The organism is Amycolatopsis vastitatis, assembly GCF_002234595.1.
Classification (GTDB): Bacteria; Actinomycetota; Actinomycetes; order Mycobacteriales; family Pseudonocardiaceae; genus Amycolatopsis; species Amycolatopsis vastitatis.
The window spans coordinates 26,378-46,402 of sequence record NZ_NMUL01000032.1; the positions used below are offsets into that span (position 1 = coordinate 26,378).

The window sequence follows — 20,025 nt, forward strand, 5'->3', positions numbered from 1 at the left end:
GAGCAGGTGCGCTGCCCGCAATTCCCCCGGACTGGCGACGCGGCTCGCCGGAACGGCTACGCTGGGCTACCTGGTCGGCCGAACTTCGCGCAAGGGGTACGTCACGATGCCGGTTCGTCACGTCTGTGGCCTCGGCTCTTGAGAGCGCAGGCCGCCTTGCGCCGGGAAGCGCTTTCGACCTGGCCGGGCTGGCCCGTGCGGTGGGCGATGTGGGGCGGTGCCAAGACCCGCTGGATCGCTTATGCCCTCGGTTGCGAACTGTTCGCCGTCGTCGCGACCGGGACCGCGCTGGCCACCGGGTTCGGCGGCCCGGTGCGTCCGGTGTGGTTCGCCGTGCTGGTCGCCCTCGGGGTGGTCCAGGCCGAGATGTCGCGCCGCATCGAGCGGTTGCGCCGGTGGATGAGCGGGCAGACGCACATCAACGTCACTTCCGTCTGGTACCTCGCCGGGGTCGTCCTGCTCCCGCCCGCTTGGGTGGCGCTGCTGGCCGTCGTGCTCTACACGCACCTGTGGGTGCGCGTGTGGCGACAGGTCCGTACACGGCCCGCCCACCGTTTCGTCGCGAGCACGGCCTGGGCGATGCTCTCCTGCTTCGCTGCTTCCTCCGTTCTGGCGGTCTTGGGCCTGCACGGGACGCCGTTGCAGACGCCGCGCGGGTTGTTCGCGCTCTGCCTGGCGGCCGCGGTGTTCGAGCTGGTCAACGTCGGCCTCGTGGCGGCCGGCATCTACCTGTACACCAGCAAGCGCTCGGCGGCCGACCTCGTCGGCACGTGGGAGGACAACGCGTTCGAGCTGGCGACCCTCTGTCTCGGCGGGCTCGCCGCCCTCGCACTGGTCGAGCAGCCGGTACTCGTGCTGTTCGTCGTGGCGCCGTTGCTGCTGCTGCACCGCTACCTGCTGTTGAAGCAGCAGCTGCAAGTCGCGGCCGTCACCGACGAGAAGACCGGGCTGCTCAACACCGCCGGCTGGCACGAATCCGCTGTGCGCGAGCACGCCCGCGCACAGCGCCGCGGCACCGACGGAGGCTTCGCGGTGCTGATGATCGACCTCGACCACTTCAAGCGGATCAACGACACCTACGGCCACCTGACCGGCGACGACGTGCTGGCCGCCGTCGCGGTGGCGATCTCCGGTTCGGTGCGCCAGGGCGACACGGTGGGCCGGTTCGGCGGTGAGGAGTTCGTGGTGCTGCTGCCGGGCATCGGCCGCGCCGACGTGCTCGCCATCGCCGAGCGGGTGCGGGTGGCGGTGGGCGAGCTGAACGTGGTGATCTCGACGGGTACGGGTACGGGTACGGGTACGGGTACGGGGACGGTCCGGGTGAGCGGCCTTTCGGTGTCGATCGGGGTCGCGCGGCACCCGGACGCGGGCCCGGCCCTCGACGATGTCCTCCGCACCGCCGACGCGGCGCTGTACCGGGCGAAGGAGGCCGGTCGCAACCGGGTCGCGGTGTGAGGAGACGGTTCGGGGGGTTGGCTGCGCCGAGCACGGCTTGCGGTGATGGGGGATTGGGCTGTGTCGTAGCGGGGCTGGTCGCGGTCGGCTCGTGGTGTGGGCGCCGGGTTGCGCGGAGAACGGCGCAGATCGGGTTGGCTGCGATAGGGACGATGGTGTGGTCCGGGTCCGGCCGGCGCCGGACCGCCGTGGCCGTTCGCAGGTCTGCCGCTGTGATGTAGCGCGCGAAATACGCCGCCGCGCCTGTCGTTGCACCTTCTATGAGCGGCGCGGATCACGAGACGGACGTGGTGGTCATCGGGGCCGGGCAAGCCGGGTTGTCCGCCGCCTACCACCTGCGGCGGGCCGGGTTTGCCAACCGGAGCGGGTTCGTCGTGCTCGATCACGGGAAGCGGGCCGGAGGTGCCTGGCAGTACCGGTGGCCGTCGCTGGTTCTCGGGAAGGTGCACGGCATCCACGACCTGCCCGGCATGGCGTTCGGCACGCCGGACGTGACGCGCCCCGCCTCCGAAGTCGTTTCCGAATACTTCGCGCGCTTCGAAAGCGTTTACGACCTCCCCGTCCTCCGCCCCGTCGATGTCCAGTCCGTGACGCGGGAGGGGGAGCGGCTGATCGTCTCGAGCCCGGTGGAGTCCTGGGCCGCGCGGGCCGTCATCAGCGCCACCGGGACCTGGGACCGTCCCTTCTGGCCTCGCTATCCCGGCCAGGAGACCTTCGCCGGGCGGCAGCTGCACACCGCCGACTACACCGGACCGGAAGACTTCCGCGGGCGCCGGGTGGTCGTGGTCGGTGGTGGGTCGTCCGCCGTTCAGCTGCTCATGGAGTTCGCCCCGCTCGCCCGCGCGACGGCTTGGGTCACGCGCCGGCCGCCCGCGTGGCGCGACGAGCCCTTCAGCGAGGATTGGGGACGCAACGCCGTCGCCAAGGTCGACGAGCGGGTGCGGGCCGGGCTGCCGCCCGAAAGCGTTGTCAGCGTGACCGATCTGGCCGTGACGCCGGAGGTGCGGGCCGCCCGCGCGGCCGGGATCCTCGACCGGCGGCCGATGTTCGACCGCATCACGCCGGACGGCGTCGTCTGGGCGGACGGCTCGCGGTTCGACGCCGACGTGATCCTCTGGGCCACCGGCTTCCGCGCGGCGATCGACCACCTCGCGCCGCTGCACGTCCGCGAACCCGGTGGCGGGATTCGCATGGACGGCACGCGGGTGGTGCTGGAGCCGCGCCTGCACCTGGTGGGGTACGGGCCGTCGGCGAGCACGATCGGCGCCAACCGGGCGGGCCGCGCCGCGGTGACGGAGATCCGGACGCTGCTGCGTTCGGAGCGGTGAAGGTCTTCGCCGGAAGACGAAGACGAGGTCGGTAAGAGGCATACGACCAAAGCTACCGAACATCTGTGCGAACACCATCGCTGAATCGGGTGATCTTCCCCGAAATGCGGTTTCCCTTGCCCCGCAACGGAAATGCTCACGTCAACGCCATTCCCGGCACGCGGGCGCGGATCGCTGCCATGGTCGCTTCGTCCGAGACTCCTTGCCAGTCGTACCGTGGCGTGTAGGGGGCGGTGAGCGCGCGCACGTCCGAGTCGGTGAGTTCGACGTCCAGCGACGCCACCGCGTCGTCGATCTGCTCGACCGAGCCGGCGCCGACCAGGGGAGCCGTGACGACCGGCTGGCGGTGCTGCCACGCCAGCGCGATGGACGCGCGGCTCACGCCGTGCGCGGCCGCGACCTTCCCGACCGCCTCGATGATCGCGCGGTTCGACGCCTCGTCGCGGTCGGCGAAGTCCCAGAGCGCGCGGCCCAGGAGCTCGTCAGCGCGTCGTGGGCGCCGACCACCGCGGCCGTCAAGAAGCTCGTCGACGCGTGCGTGGCCGAAGGCACCATCGCGGCCGGGCACGATCCCGCCGACATCATCATGCTCATGAGCTTCCTCTGGCGCGTCGCGAACAACGACGACGGCGCCGCGCAGGATCGACGTCTCATCGCTACGGTCTTTTCCGGTTTGCAGGCGCCGCCCCGCTCGAGCTGAGTCCCGCGCCACGGGGCAGTATCCCGCTCATCGACACACGTGCTGAGCAGCGGAAACCGTCGGAAACTCACCCTCTTGACCGATTCAAGGACAAGACAAGTCTTGTCATCCGGGACGACCCGTCGTTACAGTCCGAATAGTTAAGAAACTTTCTTAACTGTTTGCCGAACGTTAACCCGACGCCGCAGCCCACCAGCCACCGCCAGGCCCGTAAGGAGCGCGACGTGCCTTCGACACGACTACGACCTCTTGCCCGACTCACCCCGGTGATCGCCGCCGTGGTGCTGCTGCCCTCGGCGATCGCCGCGGCGGCCACCCCGCAGGCCGCCGATGTCCTGCTGTCGCAGGGAAAGCCCGTTGCCACGTCGACGACCGAGAGTTCCTCGTACACCGGTGCCAAGGCCGTCGACGGCAGCACCACCACCCGCTGGGCCAGCGCCGAAGGCTCCGACCCGCAGTGGCTGCGGATCGACCTCGGCCAGGCCGCCACGATCCACCGCGTGCTCCTCGACTGGGAAGCCGCCTACGCCAAGAAGTACCGGATCGAGGTCTCCGACGACGGCACGTCGTTCACCACGGCGGCCACCGTCGACACCGGCGACGGCAAGATCGACGACCTCGGCGGCCTCGACGCCCACGGCCGGTACGTCCGCTTCGTGGGACTGACCCGCGGCACCAGCTACGGCTACTCCTTCTGGGAGATGCAGGTCTTCGGCACCACGGACTCCTCGGGCGACACCCAGGCCCCGACCACGCCGGCCGGCCTCGCCGCGGGCACGGCGACCGCCACGAGCGTCGCGCTGACGTGGAACGCCTCGACCGACAACGTCGGCGTCGCCGGGTACGACATCCTCCGCAACGGCACAGCCGTCGCGACCAGCACAACGCCGTCCTACACCGACACCGGGCTCACGCCGGACACCTCCTACACCTACGCCGTCCGCGCGCGCGACGCCGCGGGCAACACGTCGCCGGCCAGCTCGCCGATCACCGCGAAGACCAAGGCGGGCAGCGGGACGAGCTTCGTCCTCGCCGCCGCCGGTGACATCGCCGAACAGTGCACGGCGAGCAGTTCGGGCTGCGTCCACCCCAAGACCGCGAAGCTCGTCGAAAACATCGCGCCCGCGGCCGTGATCACCATGGGCGACAATCAGTACGACGAGCCCACCCTGGCCGACTTCAAGAACTACTACGACAAGACCTGGGGCAAGTTCAAGAGCATCACCCACCCGATCCCGGGCAACCACGAGTCCTACTCCGGGTTCACGGGCTACGACCAGTACTTCGGCGCCATCGCCAAGCCCCAGGGCCAGCGGTACTACAGCTGGGAAATGGGCAACTGGCACTTCATCGCCCTCGACTCCAACGACTTCGTCACCCACGACGACTTCGCCGAGCCGCCGCAGATCACCTGGCTGAAGCAGGATCTGGCCAGTAACACCAAGGGCTGCGTCGCCGCGTACTACCACCACCCGCGGTGGAGCTCCGGCGACCACGGTGACAACACCGACAGCACCGAACTGTGGAACCTCCTCGTCGCCAACAAGGTCGACCTCGTCCTCAACGGTCACGACCACGACTACGAGCGGTTCGTGCCGCAGAACGCCGGCGGCAAGGCCGACGCGAGCGGTCCCGTCGAGATCGTCGGCGGTTCCGGCGGCGCCGGCCTGTACGACCTGAAGTCGGCCCACCCGACGACCGCCAAGCTGCTCAAGACCTTCGGCGTCCTGAAGCTGTCGATGACGGACACGTCGTTCCAGACGCAGCTCATCGGCGTCGACGGCAAGGTCCTGGACAGCAGCCCGACCTACACCTGCCACCAGTAGGCCCCGGCATGTACATCGCGGCAAGCCGTACCTCGGACGTGGCGGCCGGCACCGAGCGGAAACCCGCGCTGAAACGGGTGTCCGCCAACGTCGTGGCGCTCGGCGTGGTCAGCCTGGTCACCGACGTCTCGTCGGAGATGGTCACCGCCGTCCTCCCGCTCTACCTCGTGCTCGGCCTCGGCCTGAACCCGCTGCAGTTCGGCCTGCTCGACGGCCTCTACGCGGGTGCCACGGCGGTCGTGCGGGTGCTCGGCGGGCACCTCGCCGACCGGTGGCGGCGGCTCAAGGCGGTCGCCGGGTTCGGGTACGGCTTGTCCGCGGTGTGCAAGCTCGGCCTGATCGCGGCCGGCTCGTCGGTCGCGGCGATCGGCGTCGTCCTCGCCGCCGACCGCACCGGGAAGGGGATGCGGACCGCCCCGCGCGACGCGCTGATCTCCCTCAGCAGCGAACCGGACGCGCTCGGCCGGTCGTTCGGGGTGCACCGCGCGCTCGACACCGTCGGGGCGTTCCTCGGCCCGCTGGTGGCGATGGCGGTCCTCGCCCTGAGCCTCGGCAGCTATCCGAGCGTGTTCTTCACCAGCTTCTGCGTCGCGGCGATCGCCGTGCTCCTGCTCGCGCTGTTCGTCCGCGACCGTCCCGGCGCGGTCGACCGCGCGGCCGTCTCCGCGAGAGCCGCGTTCGGCTTGCTACGCGCCGAGGACTTCCGGCGTGTGACGCTGTGGGCGGCCCTGCTCGGCCTGGTGACGGTCGGCGATTCGTTCGTCTACCTGGTCCTCCAACGCCGGTGGGAGATCGCGGCGACGTTCTTCCCGTTGCTGCCGCTGGGCACGGCCGGGGTCTACCTGGTGCTGGCCGTGCCGCTCGGCAGGCTCGCCGACCGGGTGGGCCGCTGGCCGGTGTTCCTCGGCGGGCACGCCGCGCTGGTCGTGGCGCTGGTGCTGCTCTGCGGTCCGCGGGCGGGGCTCTGGCTCGCCGTCGTCGCCCTCGGCCTGCACGGTGTGTTCTACGCGGCCACCGACGGCGTCCTGATGGCCGCCGCCGGCCCGCTCATCCCGGCCGGGCTGCGTGCCACCGGGATGGCCGTCGTCCAGACCGGGCAGGCCGTGGCCCGGATGCTTTCGTCCGTCCTCTTCGGACTGGCGTGGACGCTGTGGGACCTGCGGCCCGCGGTGCTCGTCGCGGCGGCCTGCCTGGCCGCCGTCGCGCTCGCCGCCGCGTTCGTGAAGCCGGTGCGGCCGTGAAGAAACTCGTCCTCGCCTTCACCGGAACCGCGCTCTTGGTCGCCGCGGCTGTCACGTACACGGTCAGCGCCCGCCACGACAGTGCGGATGCCGAACCTGTCGCGCAGCTGACCCTGGCGCCCGGGCAGCTGCTGTTCCGCAGTGTCCCGACGGGCCGGGTCGGCGCCGTCCCGCTCGCCGATCCAAGCGCGAAACCGCAGCTCAGTGCCCTGAAGTGCGACCGGTTCGCGGTCGCGAAACAGACCGCGGTGTGCCTGGCCGTGCAGCCGGGCACGCTCCCGGCGGTGACCGACGTCCTCGTCCTCGACGACCACCTCGGCGTCCGCCACACCGAGACGCTGCCGGGCACGCCGAGCCGCGCCCGGGTGTCGCCGGACGGCAAGCGCGTCTCCTGGACGTTGTTCGTCACCGGCGATTCCTACGCGCAAACCGGCTTCTCGACCCGCGCGGGGCTCTACGAGGTCGACAGCGGACGGCTCGTCAAGACGATCGAGGAGCTGCCGGTATTCGTCGTCGGCGACCGCTACTTCGCGTCCGACGTCAACTACTGGGGCATCACCTTCGCCCCCGACGGCAACCGCTTCTACGCCACCCTGGGCAGCAAGGGCAAGACGTACCTCGTCCAAGCCGACTACGCGCGTTTTCGCGGGAAGGCGGTCAGGGAGAACGTCGAATGCCCGTCGCTGTCTCCGGACGGCAAGCGCGTCGCCTTCAAGAAGAAGGTCGGCGCGGGCGTCTGGCGGCTCTCGGTGCTGGATCTGGCTAGCCAGCGGGAGACCGAGCTGGCCGAGACCCGCAGCGTCGACGACCAGGCGCTCTGGCCGGACGACCACACCGTCCTCTATGGACTGGACAACGCCGTCTGGGCCGTTCCGGCGGACGGCTCCGGCGCGCCGCGGAAACTCGCCGGGGACGCCGCGTCGCCGGCCGTCACGGGGTGACGCCCACCGCCGCGAACAGCGTCCGGACGCAGAGGTCGCGCAGCTCGTCCTGGGTGATCTTCGGCTGGTCGAGCCAGTCGAGGATCACCGTGGCGACGAACGTCAGCCAGCCGCGGACGGCCACCCGCGTCGTCTCGGTGACGGTGGTCAGCTCGCCGAGCGCGGCCAGGATGCGGTCGGCGTTCGCGGTCATCCCCGCCTCGCGGATCTCCCGGATCTCGCCGTCGGCGCCGCCGGTGGCGCGGTGCACGATCCGGTAGCCGTCGGGGTGGGTGCGCGCGAACTCCAGGTAGACGTCGAGCCCGGCCCGCAACTGCTCGGTCACGGGCAGCGCCGGGTCGGGCGCGCTCATCTCCAGGAGCTGGTCGCGCTGGCCGCGGACGATCTCGGCGAAGAAGTCCTTCTTGGTCGGGAAGTAGTGGTACAGCAGGCCGCGCGAGACCTGCGCGATCTCGGCGACCTCGTCGATCCACACCTCGTCGTACGGCCGCTTCGCGAACAAGCCGGCGCCGATGGCCAGGAGCTGCTCGCGCCGCCGCTCGGTGCTCAGCCTCGTCCGCATCTCCCGAGCTTACTTGACACAGGTTCAACAGCGGGGGATCGTGACCCTATTGGATTCGGGTTCAATAGGGAGCTGCCGTGGACACCACCGGGATTCCGCACCGGCCGGGCCGCCTGCCGCTGGTCGGCGACCTGCTCGGGGCGAACCCCCGCACGCCGCTGCAGGACACCGTGCGCCTCGGCAAGCGGCTCGGGCCGATCTTCAGCCGCAAGTTCTTCGACATGGAAGTCGTCCTCGTCTCCGGCGTCGACCTGGTCACCGAGCTGAACGACGAGACGAAGTTCGGCAAGCACGTCGGCATGGGCGTCGAGAACCTGCGCGCGCTCGGCGGCGACGGCCTGTTCACCGCGCACACGCACGAGCCGAACTGGCGGCTGGCGCACGACATCCTGCAGCCGGCCTTCTCCGCGGAGGCGATGCGCCGCTACCACCCGGTGATGCTGGAGGCCGCCCGCGAGCTCGTGGCGGCGTGGGACGCGGCGACCGGGCCGGTCGACGTCTCCGCCGACATGACGCGGCTGACCCTCGAGACGATCGGCCTGGCCGGGTTCGGCTACCGCTTCGGCTCCTTCGAACGCGTCGAGCCGCACCCGTTCGTCACGGCGATGCTCCGCGCGCTGCGGTTCGCGCAGCTGCAGAACGCGAAGCTGCCGTTCATCCGGCGCGCGTTCGCCGGGTCGGCCGCGCAGAACCGGGCCGACATCGCGACCATGACGAACCTGGTCGACGAGGTCATCGCCGGGCGGCGCCGCGGCGGCGAGGAGAGCCGTGACCTGCTCGGCCTGATGCTCACCGAAGGCCACCCGGAGACGGGCGAGCGGCTGGACCCGGTGAACATCCGCAACCAGGCGATCACGTTCGTCGTCGCCGGCCACGAGACGACGTCCGGCGCGCTGTCGTTCGCACTGTACTACCTGACCCGCCACCCCGAGCTGCTGGCGAAGGCCCGCGCCGAGGTCGACGCGGTGTGGGACGGCCGCGAGCCGGCGTTCTCCGACGTCGCGAAGCTGCGTTACGTGCGTCGCGTGCTCGACGAGGCGATGCGGCTCTGGCCGACAGCGCCGGGTTATGCCCGCGCGGCTCGCGAAGACGTCGTGCTCGGCGGGAAGTACCGGATGCGCAAGGGCGACTGGGTGATCGTGCCGCTCCCGCTGCTCCACCGCGACCCGAAGGTGTGGGCCGATCCCGAGGTCTTCGACCCGGACCGGTTCGAGCCCGCTGCGGTGAAGAAGCGGCCGGCGCAGGCGTACAAGCCGTTCGGGACGGGCGAGCGCGCCTGCATCGGCCGTCAGTTCGCGCTGCACGAAGCGGTGCTGGCCCTCGGGATGGTGCTGCAGCGCTACGACTTCGACGTCGATCCGGCGTACGAACTCGAGATCGTCGAATCGCTGACGCTCAAGCCGAGCGGGTTCACCCTGCGGCCGCGGGTGCGCGCGACGACCGAAAATGTCGGTGCCCTCCGGTAAAGTGGAAAACGGGGGGCGCCCCCGCGGCCTGCTGTCGGGATCTTGCGCTGTCGGGATCTTGCGCTGTCAGGACCCGAGGTAGCGCACCTGACCGCCCTTCGCGCGTTCGTACTCGTCCCGGCCCGCGAGGTGCTCCGGCACCCCGACCTCCCACCAGGCCCCGGCCTCGGTCCACGCCGACGGCTGCGTCTTCACCACGACCACCGCCGGGCGCCGCTCGGCCACGGCCGCCTTGCGCGCCTCGGCGTACGCGTTCCGCAGCGAGTCCACAGTGGACGCCGAGAACGCCAGGCAGCCCAGCGATTCCGCGTGGCGCGCGAAGTCCACTCGCGGCGGCGAAGCGTGCGAAGTCGTGCAGTCGGCGTAGAAGTTGTTGAACGGCTTGCCGCCCTGGCCCTCCTGGAGCCGCGCGATCACCGCATACCCGTCGTTGTCGCACACGACCGCGACGAACGGGTGACCGGCGAACGCGGCCGAGAACAGCTCCGAGTTCAGCATCAGGTACGAGCCGTCGCCCAGCAGGGTCGTGACGAGACCCGGATGGGCGATCGCCGCGCCCCACGCGCCCGACAGCTCGTAACCCATGCACGAAAACCCGTACTCGACGTCCATCGAGACCGAGCCGGACCCGCGCCAGCCGCCGATCAGCTCGCCCGGCAGCCCGCCGGACGCCGTCATGACGTAGTCCTCCGGCGCCGACAGCTCGTTCACCACGCCGACGACCTGCGCATACGCCGGCAGTTCGGAGACAGCCGACCGCAGCGTGTCGATGTGCGCGTCCCAGGAAGCGCGCTCGGCCGCGGCCCGCGCGTTCCACGCCGGGTCGACGCGCCAGCTCTCCAGCTGGGCGGCGAGGTCCGTCAGGCCCGCGTCGGCGTCCCCGACGACCGACAGTGCACCGTGCTTGACGGCGTCGAACCGGGCCGCGTTGAGCGCCACCAGGCGGACGTCGGGGGAGAACACCGTCCACGACGCCGTCGTGAAGTCCTGCAGCCGCGTCCCGACCGCGAGCACGACGTCCGCCGCGCCCGCGACGACGTTCGCCGACGTCGAGCCGGTGACGCCCAGCGGCCCCGCGTGCAGCGGATGCGTGTGCGGAACCAGCGTGCGGCCGGCGGTCGTTTCCACCAGAGGAATCCCGTGCCGCTCGGCGAAGTCGAGGGCTCGCTGCCCGGCACCCGAGTACCGGACACCGCCGCCGAGCACCATCAGCGGCCGTTTCGCCGAACGCAGGACCCCGGCCGCCTCGGTGACCGAACGCCGGTCCGGACGCGGGCGCTGCGGACGGTGCGTCACCGGCTCGAACAGCGCGTCCGGGAAGTCGTACGTCTCCGCCTGGACGTCCTGCGGCAGGGCCAGGGTCACCGGGCCGGCGTCAGCCGGATCGGTGAGCACGCGCGCGACCTGCGGCAACGTCGAAAGCAGCTGCTCGGGCCGGGTGATCCGGTCGAAGTAGCGCGAGACCGCGCGGAACGCGTCGTTCACCGTCGCGGTCGCGTCCCCGAAGTGCTCCACCTGCTGCAGCACCGGGTCCGGGGCCCGGCTGGTGAACGTGTCGCCCGGCAGCAGCAGCACCGGCAGCCGGTTCGCGTGCGCGACCCCGGCCGCGGTCACCATGTTGAGCGCGCCCGGCCCGATCGACGACGTCACGACGCCGACCTGCCGCCGGTGCGTGGCCTTCGCGTAGCCGACCGCGGCCAGTGCCATGCCCTGCTCGGTGTGCCCGCGCCAGACCGGGATGTCCCCGCGGTGTTCTTCCAGCGCGGTGCCGAGGCCGAGGACGTTGCCGTGCCCGAAGATCGCGAACACCCCGGGGAACAGCGGAACCTCGTGCCCGTCGAGGGTTTCCGAGCGCTGGGCGAGGATCCAGCGGACCAGCGCCTGAGCCGTCGTCAGCTTCACTGCACACGCCCTTCGTGACTCGTGACGGGGCACCGCGGGTCGAGGTCCTGCGTCGCCCACGTATCGCGGACCCAGCCGTGGGCCGGGTCGTCGCAGAACGCCATGGACCGCTCGTCGGCCGGACCGGCCAGGACGTTCAGGTAGTACATCGGGTAGCCCGGCGCGGCGACGCACGGGCCGTGGTAGCCGCGCGGGATGAGGAAGACGTCGTGGTCGCGCACGGCGACGTCCTCGTCCAGGTCGCCGTCCGCGGTGTAGGTCCGGTGCAGGCCGAAGCCTTCGCGCGACGGCGTCACGCCGTCACGGCCGGCGATGCGGAAGTAGTAGATCTCCTCGTTGACGACCTCGCACTCGCTCACCTCGTCGTGCTTGTGCGGCGGGTACGACGACCAGTTGCCGCCCGGCGTGATCAGCTCGCACGCGTTGAGCTTGTCGGCGTGGTCCCACACCCCGGGCACGCCGAAGTTGGTCACCTGCCGCGTCGCCTGCCCGGCGCCGCGCACCTCGACCGGCACGTCTTCGGCGGGGCCGTATTTCGGTGAGAGGCGGCGGGTGCAGCGGGCCATCGGCAGTGCGACTTCCAGACCGTCCTCAGTCGACAACTCGACTTCGGCGTCCCTGGGGACGTAGGCGAAGTCCGTCACCCGCGTGAAGACGGACTCACGGCCAGCCAGCTCGAAGACCTGTCCGTCGACCCGGACGGTCGCGGAACCGGAGAGCGGCAGCACGAACGCTTCGAACTCGCCGGTGTGCAAGGTCCGCACCTCGCCGGGGGCCAGCGAGAGGACGCGCAGCCCCGTGAACGTCCAGCCCGCGCTGTCCGGCGTGAGCCGGACCGGATCGGCGTCGTCCGACAGTGTCCCGAGTGGACGGTGCAGCTTGCTGTGCCCATGCGCACTCGGCGGGAAAGAGTACCTCGTGCTCACTTCGCGGCCTCCAAGACCTTCGCGGCGGCTTCCACGGCGGCGCCGACATCGCCGTCGGGCGGGTAGAGCAGGGTGCGGCCGACGACCAGGCCGCGCACGACGTCGTGGCGCAGCGTCCGGCCCCACGACGCGAGGTCGGCGGCGGTGTCGCCGGACGGCATGCCGCCGAGCACGACCACCGGCAGCGTCGTCGCGCCCAGGACTTCGGGCGAGTCGGTGGACGGCAGCTTCAGCCAGGTGTGCGCCGACGTCGTGCCGAGCCCGGAGGCCACCGTAACCGCTCGCGCGAGTGACACGGGATCCGTCTGCAGGACGAGTTTCCCGTCCGAACGGGCGTAGGGGAGTGGCTCGACCATGGCGACCAGGCCGTACGCCGCCAGTTCGGTGACGGCGTCCGCGCAGGACTGCAGGGTCGGGACCGTGCCCGGGTCGGAGTCGACGAGCCGCAGCAGCATCTTGCCGCCGTCGAGCCCGCAGTCGACCAGCGTCCGGGCGTCGTAGCCGGTGAACCGGTCGTCGATCTCCCAGTCGGCGCCGGCCAGGCCGCCGCGGTTCATCGACCCGAAGACCACCTTGTCGTGCAGCGCGCCGAGCAGCAGCAGCTCCTCGACGACATCGGGGGTGCCGAGCAGGCCGTCGACCGCCGGGTTCGCCAGCGCGACGAGCAGCCGGTCGAGCAGCGTCCGCCGGTCGGCCATGGCGAGGGGGTCCTCGCCGACCGACAAGGCTCCCCTGGCCGGGTGGTCGGCCGCGACCAGGAACAGCGTCCCGTTGTCGGACAGCAGCGTGGCACGCCGTTTGCGCGTCGCGTACGCCTGCCGGATCGCGCCCGGGTTCGTGGCGCGGACGTGCAGGAGCTCCTTCCAGCGCTCGTCCGTGAGGATCACAGCAGCTCCTCGATCTCCTCGGGGGCCGGCATGGCGTCGGCGCAGGCCAGCCGGGACGCGACGAGCGCGCCCGCCGCGTTCGCGTACTCGGCGATGCGCACCGGGTCCCAGCCTGAGAGCAGCCCGTGGATCAGGGCGCCGCCGAAGCCGTCGCCGGCGCCGAGCCCGCAGACGACTTCGACGCGTTGCGGCGACACCGTCCAGCGGCCGTCCGGAGTCGCCACGAGGACACCTTCGGCGCCCTTCTTGATCACGGCCAGGCGCAGCCCCCGTGCGAGCATCCGGTCCGCGGCGGTGTCCGGGTCCGCGGTGCCGACGGCGACCTCCACCTCGGTCCGGTTGCCGACCGCGACCGTGACGTGGTCGAGCATCCCGCCGATCTCTTCGCGGGCTTCCTCGACCGACGGCCAGAACATCGGCCGGTAGTCCAGGTCCAGGACGGTGTGCTCCCGCCGTCCGCGGGCCTCGAGGATCTTGCGCTGGGTCGTCCGCGCGGGTTCGGCGGAGACGCCGGTGCCGGTGACCCACAGCAGCGGCACCGACCCGACGACGTCCCAGGGCACGTCGTCGTCGGTGAGCGTGAGATCGGGGGCGATGGGGGAGCGGTAGAACAGCAGCGGCGGGTCCGCGGGCGGGTTCAGCTCGCAGAACACGACCGGCGTCTGAAGACCGTCGGAGGTGCCCACGTACGCCGGGGACACGCCGAAGCCGTCCAGGGCTTGCCGGACGTAGTCGCCGAAGCCGTCCGGCCCGACCTTGGTCAGCACCGCCGTCCGGCGGCCGAGCCGCGCGGCGGCGACCGCGACGTTGGTCGCGGTCCCGCCGAGCGACTTGGCGAACGTGCTGACCCCGGCCAGGGGGACGCCGCTCTGCTCGGGGTAGAGGTCGACTCCGACCCGGCCGATCGTCAACGCTTCGAGACTCACGCCTTTTCCACCTGCCGCAGCTCGTGTTCCAGCGCTTCCAGTTCCGCACCGCCCGCCATCTGCCGCGTCAGCTCGTTGATGTCGATCTCGGACTTCTCGTAGTGCCCGAGCGCGGCACCCCGCTTGAGCAGCAGGAACCGGTCGGCGACCGGGTACGCGTGGTGCGGGTTGTGCGTGATCAGGACGACGCCGAGGCCGCGGTCACGCGCCTGGGCGACGTACTTCAGGACGACCCCCGCCTGCTTGACGCCCAGCGCGGCGGTCGGCTCGTCGAGGATCAGCACCTTCGCGCCGAAGTACACCGCCCGCGCGATCGCCACGCACTGGCGTTCGCCGCCCGAGAGCGTCCCGACCGGCTGCTCGACGTCCCGCAGGTCGATGCCCATGTCGGACAACGCCTTCTTGGTCGTCTCGCGGCCCTTCTTGCGGTCCAGCATCCGGAAGGGGCCGAACCCGGTCGTCGGCTCGGAGCCGAGGAAGAAGTTCCGCCAGACGCTCATCAGCGGGACCACCGCGAGGTCCTGGTACACGGTCGCGATGCCGCGGTCCAGGGCCTCGCGGGGCGAGGCGAACCGCACCGGCTCGCCGTCCACGAGGAACTCGCCGCGGTCGTGCTGGTGCACGCCGGCCAGGATCTTGATCAGCGTGGACTTCCCGGCGCCGTTGTCGCCGAGCACGCAGGTGACCTCGCCCGCGTTGACCACAGTGGACACATCGCGTAGCGCGATGACACTGCCGTACGTCTTTCCGACCTCGCGAACTTCGATCAGGCTCATCGGCGTACCCTTTCCGCGCGGCGCCGGAAGGCGTTGTTCACCAGGACCGCGGCCAGCAGCATGATGCCGAGGAACAGCATGAACCAGTCGCTGTTCCACTGCGCGAACACGATGCCCTGGCGCGCCATGCCGAAGATCAGCGCGCCGATCGCCGCGCCCACCGCCGAGCCGAACCCGCCGGTGAGCAGGCAGCCGCCGATCACCGCCGCGATGATGTACTGGAACTCCAGCCCGATGCCCTGGTTGGCCTGCACGCTGGCGAAGCGCAGGATGTTGATCGAGCCGACCAGCCACGCGCCGAGCGCGGTGCCCATGAACAGCAGGATCTTCGTGCGCACCACCGGCACGCCGACCGAGCGGGCCGACACCTGCGACCCGCCGACGGCGAAGATCCAGTTGCCGAACCGGGTCCGCACCAGCAGCCACGCGGCGATCGCGGTGACGGCGATCCACCAGAGGATCGAGGACTGGAACTCCGTGCCGCCGATGTCGAAGGTGGACGCGAACACCCCGCCGGCGGACTCGTAGCCGCTGGTCGAGCGCATGCCCGACACCTGGACGGTGTTGGTGACCAGCCGCGTCACGCCGAGGTTGAGCCCCTGCAGGGCCAGGAACGATCCCAGCGTGACGATGAAGCTGGGCAGTCCGGTCTTCATCACCAGCCAGCCGTTGAACGCGCCGACGCCGAGCGCGAAGACCAGCGACGCCAGCAGCGCGAGCCAGACGTTCCAGCCCGCCTGCGTCGCCAGGATCGCGGTGACCAGCGACGTCGACGCCGTCATCACGCCCGCCGACAGGTCGAACTCGCCGCCGACCATGAGCAGCGCGACCACGACGGCCATGATGCCCAGGGTCGACGAGTCGTCGAGCCAGGTCGCCACGCCCAGCGGGCTGAGGAACTGGCCGGTGACCACGGAGAAGAAGACGAACACCAGCACCGCGCCGAGGAGCGCGCCGATCTCCGGCCGGACGACCAGACGGTCCATCAGGCCTTTCCTGGCGACGCGCTCGTCGGGGTGTGCCTGGATGGCTGCGGTCATCGCGTGCCGCGCTGCGCGTACGGGGCCACGGTGTCGATGTTGGTCTTGTCGACGAAGCCCGGGCCGGTCTGGACCGGGTGGCCGCCGCCGATGGTGTTGCCGTTCTCCTTGTACAGCTTGAGGAACACGATCGGCAGGTAGCCCTGCTCGTACTGCTGCTGGTCGACGGCGAAGAGGATGCTGCCGTCCTTGATGGCCGCGACGACGTCGGCGTTCAGGTCGAACGTGGCGACTTGCGCCTTGGAGCTCGCTTCCTTCGCCGCGCTCACCGCGCGGGCCGCGACCTGCGAGTTCAGGGCCAGCACCGCGTCGATCGACGGGTCGGACTGCAGCGCGCCGCGGATCCGCGACTGCGCGTCGGTCGGGTTGGAGATGTCGACCTGCAGCGTGCTGACGTTGCCGAAGGTCTGCTTCGCGCCGTCACAGCGCTGGTTCTGGCCGATGTTGCCGGCCTCGTGGATGACGCACAGCAGCTTCGTCTTGCCTGCCGCCTTGAGCCGCTGGCCGGCGCCCTGGCCCGCGAGGCCCTCGCTCTGGCCGACGTGGGCGATGGCCCCGAACTGGGCGCTGAAGTCCTCGCCGGAGTTGATGGTGACGACCGGAATGCCGGCCTTGACGGCGTTCTGGATCGACGTCTGCAGGGCCTGCGGGTTCGCCATCGAGACGACCAGGCCGCCGACCTTCTGCGCGACGGCGTTGTCGATCAGCTTCGCCTGGTTGCCGGGGTCGCCGTCGGAGTAGTAGTCGACGCCGACGTTCAGGTCCTTGCCCGCCTGCTCGGCGCCGTTCTTCACGACGTTCCAGAAGGCGTCACCGGCGCTGCCGTGCGTGACGACGGCGACCTTCAGCGGGCCACCCGAGCTGGGCGCGGCGGCGGGCGAAGAGCTGGAGCTGCTGTTCGAGTTGTCGGCGGTGGGGCCGCTGCACGCGGCGAGCACCAGCCCGGTGGCGGTGATCGCGGCCGCCACGGCCAGTTTCCGGAAAGAGAACACAGTCACTCCTTTGGGACCAGTTACAGGGAGTCGGTGATCTTCGCGAGATGGGCCAGGCTGCGCCCGGTGTCCCGCCGGGGCAGGTCGTCGGGGCTCTCCTCGCCGAGGGCGGTGTCCTGTTCGAGGACGTACCAGCCGTCGTAGCCGGCCGCCTGGACGGAGCGCACCATCGACGCCACGTCCACATCCCCCTCGCCGAGCGGGGTGTAGAGGCCCCGCCCGACCGCGTCGGTGTAGCCGAGCCTGCCCGCGCGGACCTCGGCCGCCAGGTCTTCTCGGACGTCCTTCAGATGCACGTGCCCCACCCGTTCGGGATACCGTTTCGCCAGCTCGACCGGATCCGTCCCGCCGATCATCAGGTGCCCGGTGTCGAGGCACAAGCCGAGATCGGAATCGGCGAGGAAGCGCTCGACCTCGTCCTGCTGCTCCACGTGCGTCCCGACGTGCGGGTGCAGCACGGTGCGCAGGCCGTGGGCGGCGGCGATGTCACGGATCATGCCGGCGGTGCCGACGAGCGTCGCCCATTCGGTGTCGGTGAGCTTCGGGCGGTCGTCGTAGCCGTCGAGACCGGTCGCGGCGGCCAGGACGAGGACGTCACCCCCGCAGGCGGCGAAGAGCGCGGCCGACTCCTCGGCTTCCTCGAGCGCTTGCTGCTGGTTTTCGTGCAGCACGACGGCGAGGAAGCCGCCGACGAGCCGCAGGCCGTACTTCCCGAGCAGCTCCCGCAGCTCCGCCGGGTCGCGGGGCAGGTAACCGGGCGGGCCCAGCTCGGTGGCCTGGACGCCGAGGGCCGCCATCTCGCCGAGCACGGTCGCCGCGTCCAGCACCCGGCCCCAGCCGGGGACTTCGCAGACGCCCCAGGAGATGGGGGCGGCGGCCACGCGGATCGTCGCTGTCACAAGGGCCTCCGTTGGTCCGTTGGAGCGCTCTATTGATTAGAGCGCTCTAATCTTGTAGCGTCCGTCACAGCAAAGTCAAGGCCGAGTTTCCGGTGATCAGGGGAGGTGCGCATGGTGCGTCCGACCATGGAGGACGTCGCCGAACGGGCGGGAGTTTCCCGCGCGCTGGTCTCCCTGGTGATGAACAATTCACCGAAGGTCTCCGACGCGCGGCGCGCGGCCGTGCTGCGCGCGGCCGAAGAGCTCGGCTACCAGCCGCACGTGATGGCGCGGTCGCTGGCCAGCCGGACGTCCACCGTGCTCGGCGTGATGGTCAACGACCTGCGCAACGCCTTCTTCGCCGACATCGTCGAAGAGCTGGACACCGCCGCGCAGGCGGCGGGGTTCGACCTGATCCTCAACACCGGTGGCCGCAGCCCCACGCGTGAGTGGAACGCCCTGCACAACCTGCTTTCCTTCCGTCCGGCCGGGATCATCCTGCTCTCCCCGGTCGTCCCGGCCTCGGCGATCCAGGTCGCGGCCCGGCAGTGCCCGGTGGTCCTGGTCTCGCGGACGGCCCGGTCGTCCACAGTGGACACGGTGAACGACGACGGCGAAGCGGGATCCGCGCTGGCCGTCGACCACCTGGTCGGCCTCGGGCACCGGCGCATCGCGCACCTCGACGGCGGCGGCGCAGCCGGAGCGGCGCAGCGGCGGCGCGGCTTCGAGTCGGCGATGCGGCGGCACGGTCTCGAGTCGATCGTCGTGCGCAGCGAACACACCGACATCGGGGGCGAGAAGGCCGTGCGGGAGCTGCTCGCCGCGTACTCGCGAGCCGAGCTGCCGACGGGTTTGGTCTCCGGCAACGACTTCAACGCCGTGGGCGCGATCTCGGCCCTCGAAGAGGCCGGGCTCCGCGTGCCCGAGGACGTCTCGGTCGTCGGCTACGACAACACCTCGCTCGCCGCGCTGCGGCACCTTTCCCTGACCACGGTGGACCAGCCGCGCAAGGACATGGCGCGGCTGGCCTTCGCGGCCTTGCTCGAACGCGTCCGCGGGGAGCGCACGGAGCCGGTCCGGCACCTGCTGCACCCCTCCCTGGTGGTCCGCTCGACCACTTCCCAGTTTTCCGAAACAGGAGGAACACCACGATGAGGTTGGGATTGGCGGGCACCGGCCGGATCGGCACCGCGCACGCGGAAACGCTCAAGGGCTTCGAGGAGGTCGAGTCGGTCGTCGTGGCCGACGTCGACACCGCGCGAGCCGCGTCCGCCGCCGCGAAGATCGGTGTCGAAGCCGCCGAGTCGCTGGACGCGCTGTTCGCCGCGGGGCTGGACGGGCTGGTCGTCACGGCGGCCACCGACGCGCACCCTGGCCTGATCATCGCCGCGGTCGACGCGGGCATCCCGGTGTTCTGCGAGAAGCCGGTGGCCGCGGACATCCCGGGCACCCTGGCCGTCATCGACCGCATCGGCGCTTCGGACGTCCCGGTCCAGATCGGCTTCCAACGCCGGTTCGACGCGGGCTACGCGGCGGCGCGGGCGGCGGTCGCGTCGGGCGAGCTGGGCTGGCTGCACACGCTGCGCGCGACGACGTTCGACCCGGCGCCTCCGCCGGCGGAGTACGTGGCGCACTCGGGCGGGCTGTTCCGCGACTGCGGCGTGCACGACTTCGACGTCGTCCGCTGGGTCAGCGGCCGCGAGGTCACCGAGGTGTACGCGGTCGGCGCCAACCGCGGCGAGCAGTTCTTCGCCGACGCGGGCGACGTCGACACGGCGGCGGCGACGCTGACCCTGGACGACGGAACCCTGGCGACCGTGTCACTGACCCGCTACAACGGCGCGGGCTACGACGTGCGCCTCGACGTGCTGGGCTCGGTTTCGGGGGTCGTCGTAGGCCTGGACGACCGGTCGCCGCTGCGGTCGGTGGAGCCGGGCGTGGCGCCGTTGCCGGGGCCGGCGTACCCGGGGTTCATGGAGCGCTTCCGCCCGGCGTACACGACGGAACTGCGGGCGTTCCTCGACGTCGTCGCGGGTCGCGCCCCTTCGCCGTGCGTCGCGGCCGACGCGCTCGAAGCGTTCTACATCGCCGAGGCGTGCGAAGTCTCCCGCCGCGAACGCCGTCCGGTCGAGCTGGCGGAGGTCCGCCGCTGACGCGGTCGTGAGTGGTAACGCGGGGG

19 protein-coding genes are annotated in these 20,025 nt (G+C 71.0%); 9 read left to right on the forward strand and 10 right to left on the reverse strand.

Features of this window, described 5'->3' with window-relative positions:
- The first annotated feature begins 207 nt into the window (after positions 1–207).
- Both CF165_RS29810 and CF165_RS29815 read left to right on the forward strand, forming a co-directional pair.
- On the forward strand, positions 208–1,455 hold the full coding sequence (locus tag CF165_RS29810; RefSeq protein ID WP_093950938.1) for a GGDEF domain-containing protein: 1,248 nt from the start codon (positions 208–210) through the stop codon (positions 1,453–1,455).
- A gap of 260 nt (positions 1,456–1,715) precedes the next feature.
- The gene (locus CF165_RS29815; protein WP_093950921.1) at positions 1,716–2,783 is read left to right on the forward strand and encodes an NAD(P)-binding domain-containing protein; all 1,068 of its coding nucleotides are present in this window, start codon (positions 1,716–1,718) and stop codon (positions 2,781–2,783) included.
- Between the two features lie 136 nt (positions 2,784–2,919).
- On the opposite strand, the gene CF165_RS29820 is transcribed toward CF165_RS29815, so the two are convergent.
- On the reverse strand, positions 2,920–3,165 hold the full coding sequence (locus CF165_RS29820; RefSeq protein WP_240521854.1) for an aldo/keto reductase: 246 nt from the start codon (positions 3,163–3,165) through the stop codon (positions 2,920–2,922).
- A 3-nt stretch (positions 3,166–3,168) separates the two neighbouring features.
- On the opposite strand from CF165_RS29820, the gene CF165_RS29825 reads away from it, so the two are divergent.
- From CF165_RS29825 to CF165_RS29840, 4 genes are all read left to right on the forward strand, one after another.
- Complete coding sequence (locus tag CF165_RS29825; RefSeq protein WP_240521855.1) at positions 3,169–3,483, forward strand: hypothetical protein; 315 nt, start codon at positions 3,169–3,171, stop codon at positions 3,481–3,483.
- Between the two features lie 266 nt (positions 3,484–3,749).
- Positions 3,750–5,309 carry a discoidin domain-containing protein gene (locus CF165_RS29830; RefSeq protein WP_093950922.1) on the forward strand — a complete coding sequence of 520 codons (1,560 nt, stop codon included), beginning with the start codon at positions 3,750–3,752 and terminating at the stop codon, positions 5,307–5,309.
- A gap of 8 nt (positions 5,310–5,317) precedes the next feature.
- Positions 5,318–6,550, forward strand: a complete 1,233-nt coding sequence (locus CF165_RS29835; RefSeq protein WP_093950923.1) for an MFS transporter — start codon at positions 5,318–5,320, stop codon at positions 6,548–6,550.
- On the forward strand, positions 6,547–7,491 hold the full coding sequence (locus tag CF165_RS29840) for a TolB-like translocation protein (protein ID WP_093950924.1): 945 nt from the start codon (positions 6,547–6,549) through the stop codon (positions 7,489–7,491). Before CF165_RS29835 ends, CF165_RS29840 begins: the two co-directional genes overlap by 4 nt.
- Here the strand turns inward: CF165_RS29840 and CF165_RS29845 are convergent.
- Positions 7,481–8,053: a TetR/AcrR family transcriptional regulator gene (locus tag CF165_RS29845; RefSeq protein ID WP_093950925.1), complete on the reverse strand. Its 573-nt coding sequence runs from the start codon at positions 8,051–8,053 to the stop codon at positions 7,481–7,483. The two genes, CF165_RS29840 and CF165_RS29845, sit on opposite strands and share 11 nt — an antisense overlap.
- A 77-nt stretch (positions 8,054–8,130) precedes the next feature.
- Between CF165_RS29845 and CF165_RS29850 the strand changes: the two genes are divergently transcribed.
- Positions 8,131–9,519: a cytochrome P450 gene (locus CF165_RS29850; RefSeq protein WP_143268695.1), complete on the forward strand. Its 1,389-nt coding sequence runs from the start codon at positions 8,131–8,133 to the stop codon at positions 9,517–9,519.
- 66 nt (positions 9,520–9,585) lie between these two features.
- Here the strand turns inward: CF165_RS29850 and iolD are convergent, their stop codons facing one another.
- The 8 genes from iolD to CF165_RS29890 are packed head-to-tail and all read right to left on the reverse strand — an operon-like array spanning position 9,586 to position 17,867.
- Positions 9,586–11,421 (reverse strand): 3D-(3,5/4)-trihydroxycyclohexane-1,2-dione acylhydrolase (decyclizing), encoded by a 1,836-nt coding sequence (gene iolD, locus CF165_RS29855; RefSeq protein ID WP_093950926.1) that lies wholly within the window; start codon positions 11,419–11,421, stop codon positions 9,586–9,588.
- On the reverse strand, positions 11,418–12,347 hold the full coding sequence (iolB, locus tag CF165_RS29860) for a 5-deoxy-glucuronate isomerase (protein ID WP_093950927.1): 930 nt from the start codon (positions 12,345–12,347) through the stop codon (positions 11,418–11,420). Before iolB ends, iolD begins: the two co-directional genes overlap by 4 nt.
- Complete coding sequence (locus CF165_RS29865) at positions 12,344–13,234, reverse strand: Cgl0159 family (beta/alpha)8-fold protein (protein WP_093950928.1); 891 nt, start codon at positions 13,232–13,234, stop codon at positions 12,344–12,346. The genes iolB and CF165_RS29865 overlap by 4 nt, the downstream gene beginning before the upstream one ends.
- Positions 13,231–14,160, reverse strand: a complete 930-nt coding sequence (gene iolC / locus CF165_RS29870) for a 5-dehydro-2-deoxygluconokinase (RefSeq protein ID WP_093950929.1) — start codon at positions 14,158–14,160, stop codon at positions 13,231–13,233. The genes CF165_RS29865 and iolC overlap by 4 nt, the downstream gene beginning before the upstream one ends.
- Positions 14,157–14,936 carry an ATP-binding cassette domain-containing protein gene (locus CF165_RS29875; RefSeq protein ID WP_093950930.1) on the reverse strand — a complete coding sequence of 260 codons (780 nt, stop codon included), beginning with the start codon at positions 14,934–14,936 and terminating at the stop codon, positions 14,157–14,159. The genes iolC and CF165_RS29875 overlap by 4 nt, the downstream gene beginning before the upstream one ends.
- Positions 14,933–15,976: an ABC transporter permease gene (locus CF165_RS29880; RefSeq protein ID WP_093950931.1), complete on the reverse strand. Its 1,044-nt coding sequence runs from the start codon at positions 15,974–15,976 to the stop codon at positions 14,933–14,935. The genes CF165_RS29875 and CF165_RS29880 overlap by 4 nt, the downstream gene beginning before the upstream one ends.
- Positions 15,973–16,968 (reverse strand): sugar ABC transporter substrate-binding protein, encoded by a 996-nt coding sequence (locus CF165_RS29885; protein WP_093950932.1) that lies wholly within the window; start codon positions 16,966–16,968, stop codon positions 15,973–15,975. The genes CF165_RS29880 and CF165_RS29885 overlap by 4 nt, the downstream gene beginning before the upstream one ends.
- Before the next feature lie 20 nt (positions 16,969–16,988).
- A complete protein-coding gene (locus CF165_RS29890; RefSeq protein ID WP_093950933.1) occupies positions 16,989–17,867 on the reverse strand; it encodes a TIM barrel protein in 879 nt (292 codons plus the stop codon).
- Positions 17,868–17,978: 111 nt separating this feature from the next.
- Between CF165_RS29890 and CF165_RS29895 the strand changes: the two genes are divergently transcribed.
- Both CF165_RS29895 and CF165_RS29900 read left to right on the forward strand, forming a co-directional pair.
- The gene (locus CF165_RS29895; RefSeq protein WP_093950934.1) at positions 17,979–19,001 is read left to right on the forward strand and encodes a LacI family DNA-binding transcriptional regulator; all 1,023 of its coding nucleotides are present in this window, start codon (positions 17,979–17,981) and stop codon (positions 18,999–19,001) included.
- Positions 18,998–19,999 carry a Gfo/Idh/MocA family protein gene (locus tag CF165_RS29900; protein ID WP_205661009.1) on the forward strand — a complete coding sequence of 334 codons (1,002 nt, stop codon included), beginning with the start codon at positions 18,998–19,000 and terminating at the stop codon, positions 19,997–19,999. The genes CF165_RS29895 and CF165_RS29900 overlap by 4 nt, the downstream gene beginning before the upstream one ends.
- The last annotated feature ends 26 nt before the right edge of the window (positions 20,000–20,025 follow it).